The organism is Cellulosilyticum sp. ST5 (genome assembly GCF_046529625.1).
GTDB lineage: Bacteria > Bacillota > Clostridia > Lachnospirales > Cellulosilyticaceae > Cellulosilyticum > Cellulosilyticum lentocellum.
The window spans coordinates 2,298,838-2,314,168 of record NZ_CP132338.1 but is presented as its reverse complement, the minus strand read 5'-3'; the positions used below and the strand labels follow the sequence as shown (position 1 = coordinate 2,314,168).

General features: G+C 35.1%; 27 protein-coding genes. All 27 read left to right on the top strand.

All coding sequences use genetic code 11. The features are described from left to right. Positions 1-8 precede the first annotated feature (8 nt). Positions 9-524 (top strand): CHC2 zinc finger domain-containing protein, encoded by a 516-nt coding sequence (locus tag QTL86_RS11345; RefSeq protein ID WP_410497230.1) that lies wholly within the window; start codon positions 9-11, stop codon positions 522-524. Beyond that, complete coding sequence (locus QTL86_RS11340) at positions 524-1,969, top strand: VapE domain-containing protein (protein WP_410497229.1); 1,446 nt, start codon at positions 524-526, stop codon at positions 1,967-1,969. The genes QTL86_RS11345 and QTL86_RS11340 overlap by 1 nt, the downstream gene beginning before the upstream one ends. A gap of 9 nt (positions 1,970-1,978) precedes the next feature. Next, complete coding sequence (locus QTL86_RS11335) at positions 1,979-2,185, top strand: hypothetical protein (protein WP_410497228.1); 207 nt, start codon at positions 1,979-1,981, stop codon at positions 2,183-2,185. Next, positions 2,178-2,402, top strand: a complete 225-nt coding sequence (locus QTL86_RS11330; RefSeq protein ID WP_410497227.1) for a DUF3310 domain-containing protein — start codon at positions 2,178-2,180, stop codon at positions 2,400-2,402. Before QTL86_RS11335 ends, QTL86_RS11330 begins: the two co-directional genes overlap by 8 nt. A 2-nt stretch (positions 2,403-2,404) precedes the next feature. Continuing rightward, the gene (locus tag QTL86_RS11325; protein ID WP_410497226.1) at positions 2,405-2,881 is read left to right on the top strand and encodes a hypothetical protein; all 477 of its coding nucleotides are present in this window, start codon (positions 2,405-2,407) and stop codon (positions 2,879-2,881) included. A gap of 34 nt (positions 2,882-2,915) precedes the next feature. After that, on the top strand, positions 2,916-3,368 hold the full coding sequence (locus QTL86_RS11320; protein WP_013655983.1) for a hypothetical protein: 453 nt from the start codon (positions 2,916-2,918) through the stop codon (positions 3,366-3,368). 221 nt (positions 3,369-3,589) lie between these two features. After that, the gene (locus QTL86_RS11315) at positions 3,590-3,898 is read left to right on the top strand and encodes a hypothetical protein (RefSeq protein ID WP_410495799.1); all 309 of its coding nucleotides are present in this window, start codon (positions 3,590-3,592) and stop codon (positions 3,896-3,898) included. A 29-nt stretch (positions 3,899-3,927) separates the two neighbouring features. Next, positions 3,928-4,323 (top strand): hypothetical protein, encoded by a 396-nt coding sequence (locus QTL86_RS11310; protein WP_410497225.1) that lies wholly within the window; start codon positions 3,928-3,930, stop codon positions 4,321-4,323. 186 nt (positions 4,324-4,509) lie between these two features. Beyond that, positions 4,510-4,839 (top strand): hypothetical protein, encoded by a 330-nt coding sequence (locus tag QTL86_RS11305; protein ID WP_410495161.1) that lies wholly within the window; start codon positions 4,510-4,512, stop codon positions 4,837-4,839. A 76-nt stretch (positions 4,840-4,915) separates the two neighbouring features. Next, a complete protein-coding gene (locus QTL86_RS11300) occupies positions 4,916-5,737 on the top strand; it encodes a DNA-methyltransferase (RefSeq protein ID WP_410495042.1) in 822 nt (273 codons plus the stop codon). Positions 5,738-5,827: 90 nt separating this feature from the next. Continuing rightward, entirely contained in the window at positions 5,828-6,103 is a 276-nt protein-coding gene (locus QTL86_RS11295; RefSeq protein WP_410497224.1) for a hypothetical protein, read from the top strand. Between the two features lie 58 nt (positions 6,104-6,161). Further along, positions 6,162-6,458, top strand: a complete 297-nt coding sequence (locus tag QTL86_RS11290) for a hypothetical protein (protein WP_410495802.1) — start codon at positions 6,162-6,164, stop codon at positions 6,456-6,458. Positions 6,459-6,506: 48 nt separating this feature from the next. Continuing rightward, positions 6,507-6,683, top strand: coding sequence for a hypothetical protein (locus QTL86_RS11285; protein ID WP_410495039.1), 177 nt, complete (start codon positions 6,507-6,509; stop codon positions 6,681-6,683). Further along, positions 6,676-6,960, top strand: a complete 285-nt coding sequence (locus tag QTL86_RS11280) for a hypothetical protein (protein WP_410495038.1) — start codon at positions 6,676-6,678, stop codon at positions 6,958-6,960. The genes QTL86_RS11285 and QTL86_RS11280 overlap by 8 nt, the downstream gene beginning before the upstream one ends. A gap of 24 nt (positions 6,961-6,984) precedes the next feature. Continuing rightward, positions 6,985-7,275, top strand: a complete 291-nt coding sequence (locus tag QTL86_RS11275) for a DUF3850 domain-containing protein (RefSeq protein ID WP_410495037.1) — start codon at positions 6,985-6,987, stop codon at positions 7,273-7,275. Between the two features lie 26 nt (positions 7,276-7,301). After that, on the top strand, positions 7,302-7,574 hold the full coding sequence (locus QTL86_RS11270; protein ID WP_410495036.1) for a hypothetical protein: 273 nt from the start codon (positions 7,302-7,304) through the stop codon (positions 7,572-7,574). A gap of 26 nt (positions 7,575-7,600) precedes the next feature. Next, positions 7,601-7,858 carry a hypothetical protein gene (locus QTL86_RS11265; RefSeq protein ID WP_410495035.1) on the top strand — a complete coding sequence of 86 codons (258 nt, stop codon included), beginning with the start codon at positions 7,601-7,603 and terminating at the stop codon, positions 7,856-7,858. Between the two features lie 49 nt (positions 7,859-7,907). Then, the gene (locus QTL86_RS11260) at positions 7,908-8,192 is read left to right on the top strand and encodes a hypothetical protein (RefSeq protein WP_410495034.1); all 285 of its coding nucleotides are present in this window, start codon (positions 7,908-7,910) and stop codon (positions 8,190-8,192) included. Between the two features lie 28 nt (positions 8,193-8,220). Beyond that, positions 8,221-8,469: a hypothetical protein gene (locus QTL86_RS11255; protein ID WP_410495033.1), complete on the top strand. Its 249-nt coding sequence runs from the start codon at positions 8,221-8,223 to the stop codon at positions 8,467-8,469. 68 nt (positions 8,470-8,537) lie between these two features. Then, positions 8,538-9,503: a tyrosine-type recombinase/integrase gene (locus QTL86_RS11250; RefSeq protein WP_410497223.1), complete on the top strand. Its 966-nt coding sequence runs from the start codon at positions 8,538-8,540 to the stop codon at positions 9,501-9,503. 476 nt (positions 9,504-9,979) lie between these two features. Then, positions 9,980-10,384 carry a hypothetical protein gene (locus QTL86_RS11245; RefSeq protein ID WP_410497222.1) on the top strand — a complete coding sequence of 135 codons (405 nt, stop codon included), beginning with the start codon at positions 9,980-9,982 and terminating at the stop codon, positions 10,382-10,384. Between the two features lie 145 nt (positions 10,385-10,529). Next, positions 10,530-10,949: a phBC6A51 family helix-turn-helix protein gene (locus QTL86_RS11240; protein WP_013655997.1), complete on the top strand. Its 420-nt coding sequence runs from the start codon at positions 10,530-10,532 to the stop codon at positions 10,947-10,949. Between the two features lie 407 nt (positions 10,950-11,356). Beyond that, entirely contained in the window at positions 11,357-11,656 is a 300-nt protein-coding gene (locus tag QTL86_RS11235) for a ribosomal-processing cysteine protease Prp (protein ID WP_410497221.1), read from the top strand. Continuing rightward, positions 11,647-12,879 carry a PBSX family phage terminase large subunit gene (locus tag QTL86_RS11230; protein WP_410497220.1) on the top strand — a complete coding sequence of 411 codons (1,233 nt, stop codon included), beginning with the start codon at positions 11,647-11,649 and terminating at the stop codon, positions 12,877-12,879. The genes QTL86_RS11235 and QTL86_RS11230 overlap by 10 nt, the downstream gene beginning before the upstream one ends. Positions 12,880-12,891: 12 nt before the next feature. Continuing rightward, positions 12,892-14,262 (top strand): phage portal protein, encoded by a 1,371-nt coding sequence (locus QTL86_RS11225; protein ID WP_410497219.1) that lies wholly within the window; start codon positions 12,892-12,894, stop codon positions 14,260-14,262. Next, a complete protein-coding gene (locus QTL86_RS11220) occupies positions 14,252-15,040 on the top strand; it encodes a hypothetical protein (protein ID WP_410497218.1) in 789 nt (262 codons plus the stop codon). The genes QTL86_RS11225 and QTL86_RS11220 overlap by 11 nt, the downstream gene beginning before the upstream one ends. Next, positions 15,030-15,212 carry a hypothetical protein gene (locus QTL86_RS11215; protein WP_013656002.1) on the top strand — a complete coding sequence of 61 codons (183 nt, stop codon included), beginning with the start codon at positions 15,030-15,032 and terminating at the stop codon, positions 15,210-15,212. The genes QTL86_RS11220 and QTL86_RS11215 overlap by 11 nt, the downstream gene beginning before the upstream one ends. Positions 15,213-15,331: the final 119 nt, after the last annotated feature.

The window sequence follows — 15,331 nt, the reverse complement described above, 5'->3', positions numbered from 1 at the left end:
GTGATTAGATGAATCCTAATTACATAAAGGAAGAAATTAGACAGCGAGTAAGAATGTCAGACTTAGTTGAAAGACTTACAGGGGCAAAGTTAATTAAAGGCAAGATGCTTTGCCCTTTTCATTTAGAAAAGACACCTAGTTTTTTCGTAAATGATAAAAAAGGAGTTTTCTATTGCCAAGGTTGCGGAACTGGTGGAGATATATTTAAGTTTGTACAGTTATATAAAGGTACTAGTTTTAGCGGTGCCGTAGGGTTTATAGATAGCTTATATGGCTTTGGGTTATCAAATACCAGTCCAACATATGGACAGTATGTGCAAGCCAAAATGATAGCAGATAAACGCATAGAAGAAGAAAAGAAAGAAGCTAGAAAGAGGAAGGAATATGATCACATAGCTCAAGATTACAGAATATGTGTAAGAGCACTACTACCTGGAATATTAGAGCCATTTAGCGAGCTATGGTGCTACTACATAAACCAAAAGGCTTACCTTGATTACTTAATAGAGGAAGGAGGTTATTAATGTTGCAAGAGACAGCAAGTGAATTAAACGAGGTTAATATACTAGATGACAAGACTTTTATAGAGTTATTTGAAATAGAGAACGAATTAGAGAGATTGAAAGAAGAAGAAAGGTTAACGGCTGTAGCTAGGCAACTAGGAATTGTAACAGCATTTAAAAAAAGACTTTCAGCGCATAGAAAAGAGTATAAAAAATTTATCAAAGAGACTAAAAGCAATGTCATTGAAGTAGCTTTTTATCTCTCGAGAAATGATAAAGGTGCAATTAAAAATTCAATTAATAACTATGTAGCAATTCTAAAAAATGATGAAGTATTTAAAGATAAGTTGCTTTTCAATGAGTTATCAAGTGAGCCTGAAAAGGTTGTTAATGGCAAGATTGAAAGTTGGTTAGATGTAGATGATAGCAATGCTAGAGAGTATATAGAACAACGGTATGGAATTTATAGCGAAAAGAAGCTGAATGATGCCTTAAATATCGTATTTAATGAAAATGCTTATAATCCAGTAAAAGACATAATAGAAGCTATTGAATGGGATGGAGTAAGTAGAATACAGATGCTTCTAAGTAAATGGCTAGGGGTAGAAAATGATGTATATACAAGAGAGGTTAGCAGACTTATCTTTGCTGGTGGCATACATCGTTTATATAATCCAGGTTGCAAATTTGATGATATGCCTGTTTTGATTGGAACAAAGCAAGGTGAAGGAAAAAGCAGCTTTGTATCGTGGTTAGCTCTTAAAGATGATTTCTTTAGAGAAGTTAAGGAAATAGAGGGGCAGAAGGGCATTGAAATCTTGCAAGGGGCTTGGATTTGTGAAATGGGAGAGCTGCTAGCATTAACCAAGGCTAAAGAAGTAGAAGCAGTTAAAGCCTATATTACGTGCAGAACAGATGTACACAGGAAAGCCTATGGCAAACGAATATCTAAGCTCCCAAGACATTGCATATTCATAGGGACCACAAATAAGGCTGAATTTCTTACAGATAAGACAGGTAATAGACGTTTCTACCCTGTTACTGTTAATTGCACAGGCTACTATCTACACGATCATAAAGAAGAAATTATTGCAGATATTAAGCAGTGTTGGGCCGAAGCATTACACTTATACAGAAATGGCGAGTTGAAACCTTTTGCTGACCAATCACTTGTAGATGACATTAGAAAGCATCAAGAAAATGCTGTTGAAGATGATTATAGGGTTGGAATGATAGAAAAATATCTAGAGGATAAGCAAGAAGTATGTGTGCTTGAAATTTGGAGAAAAGCTCTGTACAACGAATACACTTCACCAACTAGAAAAGATAGCTGTGACATAGCTCTTATTCTATCAAAAATTAAAGGTTGGAAAAAGGGAGTAGGCTCTAGACGATTCTTAGCATATGGACCTCAGAAGTTTTGGGAAAGAGTATATGAAGACGACAGCGAAGAGTTTCCATTCTAGAGGTGATGTATGAGAAAAGAAGATGAAATGCTAGACAGAGTTAAAAGTTTTCTTAGTGACAACTATGATGATACAAACTGGGACAAGGTCACAGATGACTATAGGCTATTATCTCAAATGTATATAGGTAGTACGTTTTGGCAGGAACTACTGTTACTAGCTTTAGAGCAGCTTGAAAGAAAGTGTAAGTACGAAAGGAGTAAGCTAAATGAGTGACAATGTTAATCATCCAAGCCATTACACACATGGTAAATATGAATGCATAGATATATTGCAGGACATCACAAGCGACCTACAAGGTTTAGATGCTATATGCACAGCTAATGCAGTTAAGTATTTATGGCGCTGGAAGCATAAAAACGGAGTTGAGGACTTAAAAAAGGCAGTATGGTATATTAACCGGTTAATTGAAGAAAGCAGTAAAGGGGTGTAAAGATGCCAATACGCAATCCTAATAGGGCAAGAGAGGGAATTGTTATAGCTAAATACATAATTAAAAATAAATGCACTTTAAAAGTAGCAAATGAACAATGCTTTCCTAATATATCAGCATATGCGGCACAAGAAAGGCTGTATTTAGTAAGTAGAGTTGATAAGAAACTATACGATATGGCTAAAAAAGTGCAAAAAGAAGCGGTTATTGCTGCAAAGTCAGATAAGGCCAAATTAAAAGAAAAGCCATGTCCAGAGCTAAAAATAGAGATAGACGAAGCAGTTATTAAAAGCAAGAGTAGAATTTCGTGGCTAAAAAAGAACATCAAAGTAGGGCAAGTAGTTGAGTACAGAATAAGCTATGACAATGTTGTGGAAATAGAAGTAACGAGGACATTTAGTAATTATTTTTATGGCAAAATTAAAGGCTGCCTAGAGGAATGCTATTACTATCAGCATGTTATTAAAGTGGTTAAGTAACTCAAAGTTGATTTTTATTAAGGAGGAATAGATAATGCCAAATTGGTGTGAGGGAACATTAAAAGTAAGAGGTAGTAAAGAAGATATTATCAATTTTCTAAAGAATGGTATTAAACCTATGGGACACTTTTCAGATTCAGAAGAAGCCGAGATTAAAGAAGAAGAGTATTTCATGATTGTAAAAACTGGCAAGAGTGGATTTTATCTTAACGACTCAAGGAGAGGGTTTATAGAAGAAGATGAAATATGGTTTGATTATGAGCAAGATGTATTGGCTCTTGAGTATAAGCAAGCATGGGGAATAGAAGCTCATGAACTTGCAAGCATATCTGAAAAATACAATGTAGATTTTAAGATTTATGGATATGAGAGAGGTATGGAATTTAATCAAGATATTGAAATACACAAAGGTACAATCATAAAAAATGAAGAAGTAAAGTTTAAAGATTACACATGGGAATGTACCAATCCCAATATTGGTGGTTAAAACAAAGTGTTGTTGTTTAAGGAGTGAGAATATGGCAGTACCAAAGTGCAAGGAATGTAAACACATGTATGGACCTAAATGCCCTAATCGAACATATAGGAGATGCGAGCATCCAACGGTTACATGTAAACACATAAGAGGAAATGAGCACAAGACAAGTCCTAAGTGGTGCCCACTCAGAGATATATAAAAGTGTTTTTTGTTGATAAGGGGGAATGAACGTGAGTTGCAGATGTGCAAAGCAAACGGATGAATGGCATGGATGGGAGTGTAGCATTACAAATGGACCTTGTATGTTTCTATATCCTGACAGCAAGGCTTGTGCTAAAGAATACGGAGAAGGTCCAGATGCTGAAGCGGATGAGCAAGATAATGAAGATGATCAGGAACAAGAAGAATTAGAAAAAGCAGCAATTATGATTGCAAGGCACTGTAATGAAATACCATGCAGTGAATGCAAGATTAAAGATTTTATTAAGTGTGACACTAAGAGCGATTACATTATGACACCATATGGGTGGGGAAGATAAAATAACTTTTTTAAACGGAGGAAAATAAGATGAAAAAAATAATAGTAGTGGTAGCAGCAATGGTAATAATGGCAACAATATTTGTAGGGTGCCAAACAGAATCACAAAGAGTATCGTACAACCTATCACAAGAAGCTGATAACTTTAATGTGATTAGACAACTTACAGTAATTAATTGTATTGAGGGTGATGTGCTCTTTCAAATGACAGGGAAGATGTCTATAACAGCAGACACAGCAGATCAGCAACTGGAAATAATCGTAGAAGATGAAGATGGTTATTATCAAAAACACTTCGTAGGTCTAAGTGACAATGTTACATATGTAGTAGAGCAGCTAGGTGTAAAGAATGTATCAAAATACAAATACACTCTCAATTATAATCCTAAGATGTGGATTCCTGTGGATGTAAAGACTATTGATTAATAGAAATGCAGATAAAATTTTTTGATAGTAGCACAAAAAGGCACTAGAAAATACTAGGCCTTTTTGATAAAAATATACTCGAAACTCTATCCCTAGACAAGTATATATGGAAGTTAATTGGGAGGCAAGCGGAAGATAAAGGAAAATTGAAGTACAAATTAATCTTTTAGTGAGGTGATGAGTTTAATGATTAAGTTCGAGGATTATCCATGTTGGCAATGTAGAAATCTTGATGATATGGGTGGATGTAAATTAAACGATAATATCAATCCAGTATGGCTTACAGAAGATGAAACAAATAGATTTAAGTGCTTTAAGTATGACAAGGTTGCGGTGTCTTATAGGAGAGTTAGAGAGTACATAGAGAAGTGTAGATATACTTACAAAGTTGAGGACATAATTGAAGATTATAGCAGAAAATGGAATCATGGGTTTTATGTAAGCTACACAATGAGAGATGTAATTGAACATTGTGAGATTGAATTAAGGATTTTAGAAAGAGATAGTACAAATTGACTTTTGTTTAGATAAAAAGAATAGGAGGAAAAGAGGTCGTGGCCACATAAATCCTTAAGGAACCTCCTAAATAAAAATGAAAACAGAATTATTTAATGATAACTTTCAAAACTATAAAAGATATGGGATACCTAAAGCGCAGTTGGTAATAGCAGACGTTCCGTACAACATAGGAACTAATTTTTATGGTTCAAACCCAATGTGGTATGTAGGTGGAGATAATAAAAATGGTGAAAGTAAACTTGCAAAGAAGGCAGCATTCAATAGTGATTTCAACTTTAACTTATATGAGTACTTTCACTTCTGTTCAAAGCTTCTAAAGAAAGAAGATGATAAGCCAGGGAACAGAGGAAGAAGCAGTGATTCACCTTGCATGATCGTATTTTGTTCATTCGAACAACTTAACACATTAATACTTGCAGCAGATAAGCATGGATTTAAGCATTACATACCGCTAGTATTCATTAAGAATTATAGTCCTCAAGTATTAAAAGCAAATATGAGGGTTGTAGGTGCAACAGAATATGCATTGCTATTTTATAGAGATAGGTTGCCTAAGTTTAGAAACGGACTACAAGTAGACGAAAACGGAAAGAACATCAGAGGAACAGGGCACATGGTATTTAATTGGTTTGAGTGGGGTAAAGATGGTAAGGATATACCTAAAATTCATCCAGCACAGAAGCCGGTAAACGTACTAAAGAAACTGATTGAGACATTTACAGATCCAGGAGACGTTGTAATTGACCCATGTTGTGGAAGCGCATCAACATTAAGGGCATGTATGGAACTTGGCAGAAGTAGTTATGGATTTGAAATATCAAAGGACTTTTACAGAAGAGCTAAAGAGGAAATGCTAGTAACAGAAGATAGTAAATTTCAACAGATGAAGCTTTAACAAAAACAAAATGAATTTTTAGTACATTGACAATCGAATATTGGTTAGTGGTATAATCTTATAAAAGGGATAAAAGGGGATGATATAGTAGTGAAAATAGAGTGCAATTTATCTGTTAGTGAAAAGGCTGAAATTAACCATTTACAAGAACTTATTGCAATTCAAGAAAAGAATTATATGAGTGCCCTTAATAAATTTTCTAGCCAAGAAGAAGTAGAAAAAATCAAGTTACAGATATTTAATGATGCTGCTATTCAAAGATGCAAAAATAGAATTGCTGAAATACTTCAAATGTCAACCAATCTTGTTATTACGGTTGTCGCGGAAAATGAAAAAGAAGTTCTAAAAAGTATTGCCACTAACTAATAAACAGTTGGTGGTTTTTTGTTTGAAAAAATAAGAATTTGGTGAGGAGTGAAACTATATGAAAAGAGACACAGGTTTAACTTGTAAAAACGAAAAGCGTATATATGAAGATGATGAGGTTATGTTTTGTGGTCATAAGGGTTCAATAGTATTTGAATATGGAACATTTGGTATATCAGTAGAAGAGGGTATCAATTATGACGCATTACAGAGATTCATGGATGATCATGAGGATGTATGTTGTGGTAATGAGTTTTCTGGTTGTATGAATGATACTTTTATTTCGTTGTGGGACATTTATTGGAATTTTAATTGTATGGAAAACTACTTATGGATGGTAGAAGTAATTTTGTAAAGCAATTTATTTGCCAAAACAAATCCAAAATTGAAAGGGTTCGAGTTAATGAAGAAATTTCTAAAAAGACTATTTTGCAAACATGAATTTAAAACTTTGTACAATATACATGGTGATATGATTAATCGTTGTAATGGTCATAGGAGAATGAATAAATGCATCAAATGTGGTAAAGAAAAATTGGGTGGTGGATTAGAGCCAAACTGTAAAAGAGTGAATGGATAAAAACAAATCAGAGTTTGGAGGAATAAGGATGAAGATAGGTGAAATCCCAAAACAAGCGTGTGGAGATTGCCCCCTCATAGAATGGTGCGGCGATTCATTCGACGATCTGTGCTTATGTACAGATGCAAGACTGCAAGATGTTAAAGTAGAACATTATATACACCTTGCAGAAAGTAGTACAGCAACACACGAAGATGATCCAGAAGAGGATGAAGATTATAACTATTGCAGATACAAAGAAGCTATCTGTGAAGATGTAATAATCCGGTGTAAATAAAATATAAGTTTGAGAGGAGCTAAGATGATAAGTTTACCAAGAACATTAGAAGTTCATCAACTTAAAACAGTACAACCTTATTTTGATGATATTTGGATGAATGGAAAGAATTTTGAAGTAAGAAAAAATGATAGAAACTTCAAAAAAGGTGATGTACTTTTATTATTAGAATATGAACCTGAGAATGCAAACAATGCTAAACATGGATATACTGGTAGGTTCTTAGAAGCAAAAGTTACATATGTATTAGATAGCAAAGAGTATTGTAAAGATGGATACGTAATACTTGGTATCAAGCTACAGGAGAGTAATTAAAAAATAAGTTTGGAAGAGGTGAAGAAATGAGAAGTTACTTAGATGTAATTATTGACGTTCAGGATGGTAAAGATGTAGATAAAGAGGAATTACGTGTGGCATTACTGTTTTGTAGAGATATGCTTTTCTTTGCAGAGGAAGAATTGAGAGAGTTAGTAGATGCAGTTATTGATGAAAAAAGAACATTAAAAATGCAAGCTGGATTTATTAAAGAAAATTCAAATAGTAGATTCATAGCAAGAAAACAAGAACTTGAAAAATGGTGGGGTAAAAGAGGAATACCACAGTTAATCAAATAAAATCTGATTTTTAAGGAGGTATTAATGTGAGGCCAGATATAAGAATACCATACAAGCATGATACAGCTATTATAGGTGTAGATTTTGGAGACGATAGAGGAGATATGACAGCAGTATCTATGATGTGTGGAAATTGTAATGCGGTAATACAGAATGGAGTATCAAAAGACAGTGATGAGATCAACTTAAAAATCTTAAAGAGATGCCCTAGTTGCGGAAGAGAGTTCAAATATATTGATGGAGCCATTGCTAATAGCTTGTACAGACCAGAAATGAAACAATAAATACATAGGGTGCTGACTTAGGTTGGCACCTTCTACATAGGAGGTAAAGATGAGGAAGATAGAAAACCCTAGTGAAATTAGTTTTTCTAAAATGGGAATGGATAATGTGATTGTTCTGTTACATGGTGAAGTCCTTAAACCTAAGTGGCTAACAGAATTAATACCAGAACTTGGATATGATGAAACAATTACATTGGATGCCATTAAGAAGCAGTTCCCATATAACGGTTTAATGGTAATAGTAGAAAGACCATTAAGTGGCAAAATTTATAGATTCGGAAATTACGATGACACAACGTGGCATCAAGTAGGCACTATGGATGGTTATGCGTGAAACAAATTCGACTTTGGAAGTGATTTGAATGGTTATAAGTTTAGACAATGCAAGGAGAAAAAGGAACTTCAAGCCAGATATAACAGACGTGAATGCTTGTGGAGTTTTTGAGGTGGTTAAGGTTGATAGTCAAATAGTGACGGTTAGTAAATGTGGAGTAATATATAAAATCTTTAGAGAATTTGACTCTGGAGAATTTAAAATAGGCTCAAAGGTAAAAATGGTAATTACGCGAAAACTGATTTGGACATTATGGGATATAGCGTACTTTGAATAGAAAACCGACTTTTAGACTAGTGGTAAACATCTTGGGGACGTTAACTATAACTAGTTAGGAGCAATAAAATGAGCAGAGTATTATACACCAAAGAGCGGTGGGAAAACGTACTAGATATTAACAAACGTTTAATGCAGCAGTATTTAAGAAATTGTAAGGCAGACAAAAAGGGAGAGAGAACGATAAGGGAATATGGATATGATCTACGGTTCTTCTTTTGCTGGAACCTGCTATCTAACGATAACATGAGTGTTTTAGATTTTAAGAAAAAGCACTTTAATGAGTTTAAATTCTTCATGGTAGAAGAAAGAGGAGCAAGTAACGCTAGAATTAATAGATTGTTGTGTGCAATAAGAACGATGATGTCTTATGCGGAAGACGACGACGATGAGTATGAAGAGTACTTTAGAAATCCGGCAGCACGTATAAAAGGCCTAGAAAAGAATCCTGTGAGAGATGTTGCTTTTCTAAGCCAAACACAAATCGACCTATTGAGATCATATTTGTTAGAGCACAAAATGTTCCAGCATCTGTGCCTACTAGATATTCTATACGATAGTGCGGCAAGAATCAATGAAGTTTTACAAGTGAGTAATGTTGAAACAGCTAAGGCAGGATATTTAAAAGTTGTATGCAAGGGCGGAAGAAATGAATTTATTCTACTACATGACAGGGCAAAAGAGAGCCTACAGCTACACCTAAGCGTAAAGAGAGAAGATGAATCGTTTTGGCAAAGCAAGTATGGCCCAGCCGAAAAAACTAGTACGCTTAGAGGTTGGGTTGGGGACTTATATATGATACTTAAGCAACTTGATCCTAAGACTCCATACTTTACACCACACAGCTTTCGGCATAGCGTAATAGAAAATATGTTGAATGGAAGTCATTATTTATGCGAGAAAATTGGTAGACCTTTTACGATAGAAGAAGTGGCATTAATAGCTCATCATAAGTCTACAGATATGACTAAAAGTTATGCCAAACCTAAAGATAATGAAATTATTTTTGGCATGTTTGGGATAAAGATAGATTAGTATATTTATTCATAGAGTAGCATAATTTATCTAAACAAAATATGAAAAATGGTGCGTCATTTAGTCTGAGAGTACAAATATTTAACAAATCTACTCTAAAATAATTTTAGGCAATATCTTAAATATTGTTTGCAAGTTTTACATAACTTTTATCGGTTACAAATAGGTTACACTTTGGTTACTTCTTTGGTTACAGATTATGTAAACATAAATTTTGTTGATTATCAATGCTTTAGCATATATATATTATAATACTATGTTTACTTGTAACCATGTAACCAATATTATATAACATTTAAAAATAAATATTTATACTATGGATTTAGTGTGTAGAAAAAATATATTTGTATAAGTTAGGGAAACGTGGTTTTTCGGTTACTTGGTTACAAAACACGTTTTAAGCCTTGATAGTCATAAGAAATATCTGTAACTAACGTTGGTTACAGAGTTTAACTTTAAAATGAGAGGTGAATTATTTGAATATTAAACAAAAATTGCAAAGATATGCAAACTTACTAGACCAAGCAAGAGAATTAGAATATAGAATAGCAGAAATAAAAGAGCGCATGACTAGCGTAAGCAGTACTAACTTTGATAACATGCCTATATGCCATGAGAATAATGATAAGCTTACAGAAGCATTATGTAAGTTAAAAGACCTAAGAGATAAGTATATTGAATTATGGGGGAAAGTAGCCGAGGAGGAGTTAGAAGTAATAGACATGATTAGCAAGCTAGACTATCAAGAACAGAAGCTAATAAGATTGCATTACATTGATTGTAAGCCATTAGAAGAGATATCCTGTATACTAGGATATACATACAGGCATACATCTAGGATATACAAGAGAATCTATGAAAAGCTAGAAAAGATGTCCTAGCATGTCCTATGCATATATGCTAGTATTATATTATAAAGAATCTAGCAAGAGCTAGTGAAGATCTATTTAATAAATATCTAACTAAACAATAGAGGTACTCAATCGCAGAGTATCTCTTTTTTATTTCAAGAAAGGATGTGAGCAAATGGCAAGAGAATACAAGCGAGGTTATAAACAAGATAAGCCACGTAATGCAGACGGTACGTTTGCTTACTGTGAAGAGTTAGAGCAAAGACAAATAGACATGATCCATGAACTTATAAGCAACGGAGGACACAAGACTAAAGCATGCGAGACATTAGGTATTCCTAGAAGTACTTTGTACAAGTGGCTAGATAACGAGAAGTTTAAGAAAGCTTATCAAACAGCATGTGAAAGATTGTACGAGGAAGGATTGTCGGATGCTATTAAAACTACGTTAAAGCTTATGAAGTGTCAGGATAGCAGGACAGCATTAAAGGCTTGTGAGAACATTATGAAGCTGAATGGATACTTAGACACGAAAGTAGACGTAACGCAAAACCCTAGCGAAATTGTTATCACACTGGCGGACAGCAACGATTAGATGTTACGTAACTCTTCGCGATAGCTTTCTTTAGCGAATAGTAACATAAAGAATATGAAAGAGTGTAGCCTTTGATAGTCATTGGTTGCGCTCTTTTTATTATGTTAAGCGTATAACAAATAACTTTTCACATTTGTTATTTAACATGAAAGTAACAGTGTGACTAAACAAAGTAGCGTAGCAACGCAGATGATGTGTACGTAGATGGGGTACACCACCCTTGACATGTGACTGGGGCGGGCGAATCATTGCTCAAAATATTTTTACACAAAAATAACCCTATCTATAACGCTCGTACAAAAGCCTTAACATTTACCCTAACATCTGAACATTGAACACTGTAGAACGTCTATACGACGCTCACAATTAGCGTAAGAGGTATTAGAATACGAAAGAAGGTGATAATTATGATAACAGCAACTATACGAAATAATGGTTTTAGAGTGGAGGGCCACGCACATATGGCACCTGCTGGGCAAGACATTGCATGCGCCGGGGTGAGTGCTTTAGTTGGCGCAGCACTAAATATGGTTGATTGGATGATTAATGAGCAGGACCAGACAAAAGGGATAATGGATGTAACTGTAGTTGATAGTGACCTTGGCGATAGACTAGACGCTGTTATCTTAATGTTGTATTACGGCTTATTAAATATACAAGCTCAATATCCGGACTACCTAAGGGTGGTGAGTGGCGCATGGAATTAAAATTAGACCCACAGATTTTCAATGCTACATACTTACCTTACTTATTTGATTACTCACATAGGTATGAGTGCGAATATGGTGGTGCAGGCTCCGGTAAATCTCATTTTTTAAGTCAAAAATTGGTGCTTAAGGGTTTGAGTAGTAAGCGCAAAATATTAATCATACGTAAAGTTGGTAATACATCCAAAGACTCTACGTTTCAGATGATTAAGGATACGCTACAATTCTTTAAAATATATGATCAATGCAAAGTGAATAAGACTGACCTTACTATAGAGCTGATGAACGGCTCTATTTTTATTTTCAAAGGTTTAGACGACCCAGAGAAAATTAAATCTATAGCTGGTATTACTGATATATGGGTGGAAGAGTGTACGGAATGTACGCTTGATGATATTAGTCAATTAGATTTACGTCTTAGAGCAAAGGCTGACAACCTACAAATGTATTTCAGCTTTAATCCGGTATCGAAAGATAATTGGGTATACAAGTACTTCCACAGAGATAATCCGGAGACCACTCCGGCTAATATGTTCGTGCTTAAGACTACTTTTAAAGATAATAAATTCTTACCACAAAGCTATATAGATTCACTTATGGCTATGAAAGATAGTAACCCTATCTACTACAAGATATATGTGGAGGGTGATTTTGCTACTCTCGATAAGCTTATATTTGCTTATGAGATTAAAGACTTTGACTGGCGAGAAGTAAGTGGAGTAGCTTGTTTTGGATTGGACTTTGGATATATCAATGACCCTAGTGCTTTTACAGCATTTAAAGTTGACTCTGATAAGCGTGAGATACACATATTTGATGAAATTTACAAAAAGGGCCTTAAAAACAATGAGATAGCTGGGGAGATAATAGCTAAAGGCTACTCAAAAGAGATAATCATAGCAGACTGCCAGGAGCAGAAAAGTATTGACGAGCTGAAATCTGATTATGGACTTAAGCGTATTAAACGTTCCGTAAAAGGTAAGGGTTCAATTTTACAAGGTATACAGTACATTCAGCAGTTTAAAATATATGTTCACCCTAGCTGTGAAAATCATATTACTGAGTTTAGTAACTATGCTTGGAAGAAAAACAAGCAAACTGGAGAGTACACGAATGAACCTATCGAGAAGTATAACCACTTGATGGATGCTATGAGATATGGTATTCAGCAAGTGAGAAAAGGCAAAGTTAAAACGCTTAATAAAGCGATATTAGGATTGTAAAGGAGGTGACGAATGTTTGCTTGTAGAGGGGAACTAACATTAGATTTAATTAAAAAATATATAGAGTTGTTTAAGGCGCAAGAGTTGCCGCGCTTGAAAAAGTTAGAACGCTACTATAAAGCTAAGAATGATACGATCATTAACCGTAGTTTTGAAGATGAGAGTAAACCTAACAATAAGTTGGCTCATGCTTATGCTGCATATATTACCGATACTTTATCGGCTTATATGGTGGGTAAGCCAGTAGCTTATTCCGTAGCAGATGACACATTAAATACTGAAATTGACAATGTTATGAACTATAATGATTCAGCAGATAACGACTTGTCCATAGCGGAAAGCCAAAGTATCTACGGCAGGGCCTATGAGGTTATGTACGTTGATGAAGATGGGTATACGAGGTTTAAAGGTTTAAACACCTTGGAAAGTATACCGATTTATGATGGTACTGTAGAAAACAACCTAAAGTACTTCATACGCTATTGTGAAGAGCAGGATCCAGTAACACTCGTTACTACCATAACAACATGGGTATATGATGATGTTGGTTGTAGTGAGTATAGAGGTTCAAGCGTAGGCGATTTAGCTCTTATAGACACCGTGGAGAATGTATTTGGGTACATTCAAATCAATGAGTACATCAACAACAACTTTTTAGAGGGAGACTTTGAGAAAGTTATTAGCCTAATAGATGCCTATGACTTGATGTGTTCTGATACACTTAACGAGTTAGATTATTTTAGTGATGCCTACTTATTGTTCGCCAACTGTGAAATTGATACTGATCGTGTTAGTGTTCAAGACATGAAGAACAATCGTATTATTCAAGCCACAAGCGGAGATAGCGGCCAAGCTGCTGTTGTGCAATGGCTTACTAAAAATGCTAATGACGTTCAATGTGAAAACACTAAGAAACGTACCGTTGATGAAATTCACAAACTTTCTAAGGTACCCAACCTAGACCCTAGTGCCTTTGTATCACACACAACAGCTAGTCACGTATTCTATAGTTTGCTTTCTACAGAAGATCTCGTAAGCAAGAAAGAGAAGAAGTTTAAAAAAGGCCTGCAGCAGCGACTAGAAAAAATAGTACACTTGCTGAATGTAAAAGGTATTGATACTAATTATGACTATAGAGATATAGAGATTACTTTTAATCGCAACATCCCACAAGGTTTAGAAAGTATAGCTGACCCAATTAGCAAACTTAGAGACTTGCTATGTGATGAAAGCTTAATTAGTCTTATCCCAGGTATCACTAACCCGCTGGAAGAAGTCAAAAAGCGTGATGCTCAGCGTGAAAAAGAACGTACTTTGAGAGAGAAAGAACGTAAAAATCTAGATACTTACAGCTTACTTGGTGGTGATGGCATTGAGGACTAATTACTGGGAAGAAAGATTGATTGAAAATCAATTTAAGCTTGGTACTAAGAAAATTGATAAGGAAATACTTAAGATTTACAAGTCGGCTACCAAAGAATTACAAGCCTTGGTGAATGACTTGTGGCTTAAGATGTTGCAAAATGGCTCAATTAGTCAATGGCAGCTCTACCAGTATGGTCGATATATCGTAATGCAAGAACAAATTAATAAGATACTTACAAGTTTAGGGCAGCAAGAAATAAGCATTATAAACACACAATTACAATCTTTATACGAAACCACTTTCACGGAATCCGCTCGTTATCTCGGCGGTGAAGTCTTAAGTGGTTCTTTTAGTTTACTGAATACGCAAACAGCATATGAAGTAGCTAATGCCAACTTTAAAGGTGCTGCGTTTAGTGACCGTATTTGGAAAAGGCAAGACTTACTTAAAGAACAGCTTACAAGGGTTATTACTAATAGTGCTGTGCTAGGTAAGGACTGGAAGAGTGTAAGCCGTGACCTAGCGAGTAGATTAGAAGTAGGCTTAAGTGATAGTAAGCGTCTTGTAAGAACTGAGACTATGCGTGTACTTAATAGTGCTGCTATAAATAAAGCAATAGAACGAGGATATGAATACTACAGAGTGTTGCTTGAAGTTGACGCCTGTGACGAGTGTTATAGCGAGTACGAGGGTAAGCTTTTTAGCTTAAAAGGTGGAAGTCCACCACCTCTACATCCACACTGTCGCTGTTGCATAATTGTTGAAATGAATGAGGGTGAAAGAGTTGACGATTAGAATTTATTTTAAAGGTAAGTGTGTTGAGGTTGTTACTGATTATGATTTTAAAGAATATGTGTCGAATATTTATGAAGAAGAAGCAGATAACGAGTACTTGATTGCCAAAAAAGTAGATGGAAAAGAAATTGCTATCAGGTTAAGAGATATTGATTATGTAGAACAAATTTAAGCACTAGCGATTATATGAGTGAATGAGCTGTTACTAGGAGGTGGCAGAGAGTAGCTTGCTAGTGCTTTTTAATATGGGCGCGGTTGACGCGTGACTTGTGGGATATTCGATTGCATGGT

Excerpts from the sequence above, each read along its gene's own strand:
- QTL86_RS11345 (WP_410497230.1), top strand. The coding sequence starts at position 9 with ATGAATCCTAATTACATAAAGGAAGAAATTAGACAGCGAGTAAGAATG.
- QTL86_RS11340 (WP_410497229.1), top strand. The coding sequence starts at position 524 with ATGTTGCAAGAGACAGCAAGTGAATTAAACGAGGTTAATATACTAGAT.
- QTL86_RS11335 (WP_410497228.1), top strand. The coding sequence starts at position 1,979 with ATGAGAAAAGAAGATGAAATGCTAGACAGAGTTAAAAGTTTTCTTAGT.
- QTL86_RS11330 (WP_410497227.1), top strand. The coding sequence starts at position 2,178 with ATGAGTGACAATGTTAATCATCCAAGCCATTACACACATGGTAAATAT.
- QTL86_RS11325 (WP_410497226.1), top strand. The coding sequence starts at position 2,405 with ATGCCAATACGCAATCCTAATAGGGCAAGAGAGGGAATTGTTATAGCT.
- QTL86_RS11320 (WP_013655983.1), top strand. The coding sequence starts at position 2,916 with ATGCCAAATTGGTGTGAGGGAACATTAAAAGTAAGAGGTAGTAAAGAA.
- QTL86_RS11310 (WP_410497225.1), top strand. The coding sequence starts at position 3,928 with ATGAAAAAAATAATAGTAGTGGTAGCAGCAATGGTAATAATGGCAACA.
- QTL86_RS11305 (WP_410495161.1), top strand. The coding sequence starts at position 4,510 with ATGATTAAGTTCGAGGATTATCCATGTTGGCAATGTAGAAATCTTGAT.
- QTL86_RS11300 (WP_410495042.1), top strand. The coding sequence starts at position 4,916 with ATGAAAACAGAATTATTTAATGATAACTTTCAAAACTATAAAAGATAT.
- QTL86_RS11290 (WP_410495802.1), top strand. The coding sequence starts at position 6,162 with ATGAAAAGAGACACAGGTTTAACTTGTAAAAACGAAAAGCGTATATAT.
- QTL86_RS11285 (WP_410495039.1), top strand. The coding sequence starts at position 6,507 with ATGAAGAAATTTCTAAAAAGACTATTTTGCAAACATGAATTTAAAACT.
- QTL86_RS11280 (WP_410495038.1), top strand. The coding sequence starts at position 6,676 with ATGGATAAAAACAAATCAGAGTTTGGAGGAATAAGGATGAAGATAGGT.
- QTL86_RS11275 (WP_410495037.1), top strand. The coding sequence starts at position 6,985 with ATGATAAGTTTACCAAGAACATTAGAAGTTCATCAACTTAAAACAGTA.
- QTL86_RS11270 (WP_410495036.1), top strand. The coding sequence starts at position 7,302 with ATGAGAAGTTACTTAGATGTAATTATTGACGTTCAGGATGGTAAAGAT.
- QTL86_RS11260 (WP_410495034.1), top strand. The coding sequence starts at position 7,908 with ATGAGGAAGATAGAAAACCCTAGTGAAATTAGTTTTTCTAAAATGGGA.
- QTL86_RS11255 (WP_410495033.1), top strand. The coding sequence starts at position 8,221 with ATGGTTATAAGTTTAGACAATGCAAGGAGAAAAAGGAACTTCAAGCCA.
- QTL86_RS11250 (WP_410497223.1), top strand. The coding sequence starts at position 8,538 with ATGAGCAGAGTATTATACACCAAAGAGCGGTGGGAAAACGTACTAGAT.
- QTL86_RS11240 (WP_013655997.1), top strand. The coding sequence starts at position 10,530 with ATGGCAAGAGAATACAAGCGAGGTTATAAACAAGATAAGCCACGTAAT.
- QTL86_RS11235 (WP_410497221.1), top strand. The coding sequence starts at position 11,357 with ATGATAACAGCAACTATACGAAATAATGGTTTTAGAGTGGAGGGCCAC.
- QTL86_RS11230 (WP_410497220.1), top strand. The coding sequence starts at position 11,647 with ATGGAATTAAAATTAGACCCACAGATTTTCAATGCTACATACTTACCT.
- QTL86_RS11225 (WP_410497219.1), top strand. The coding sequence starts at position 12,892 with ATGTTTGCTTGTAGAGGGGAACTAACATTAGATTTAATTAAAAAATAT.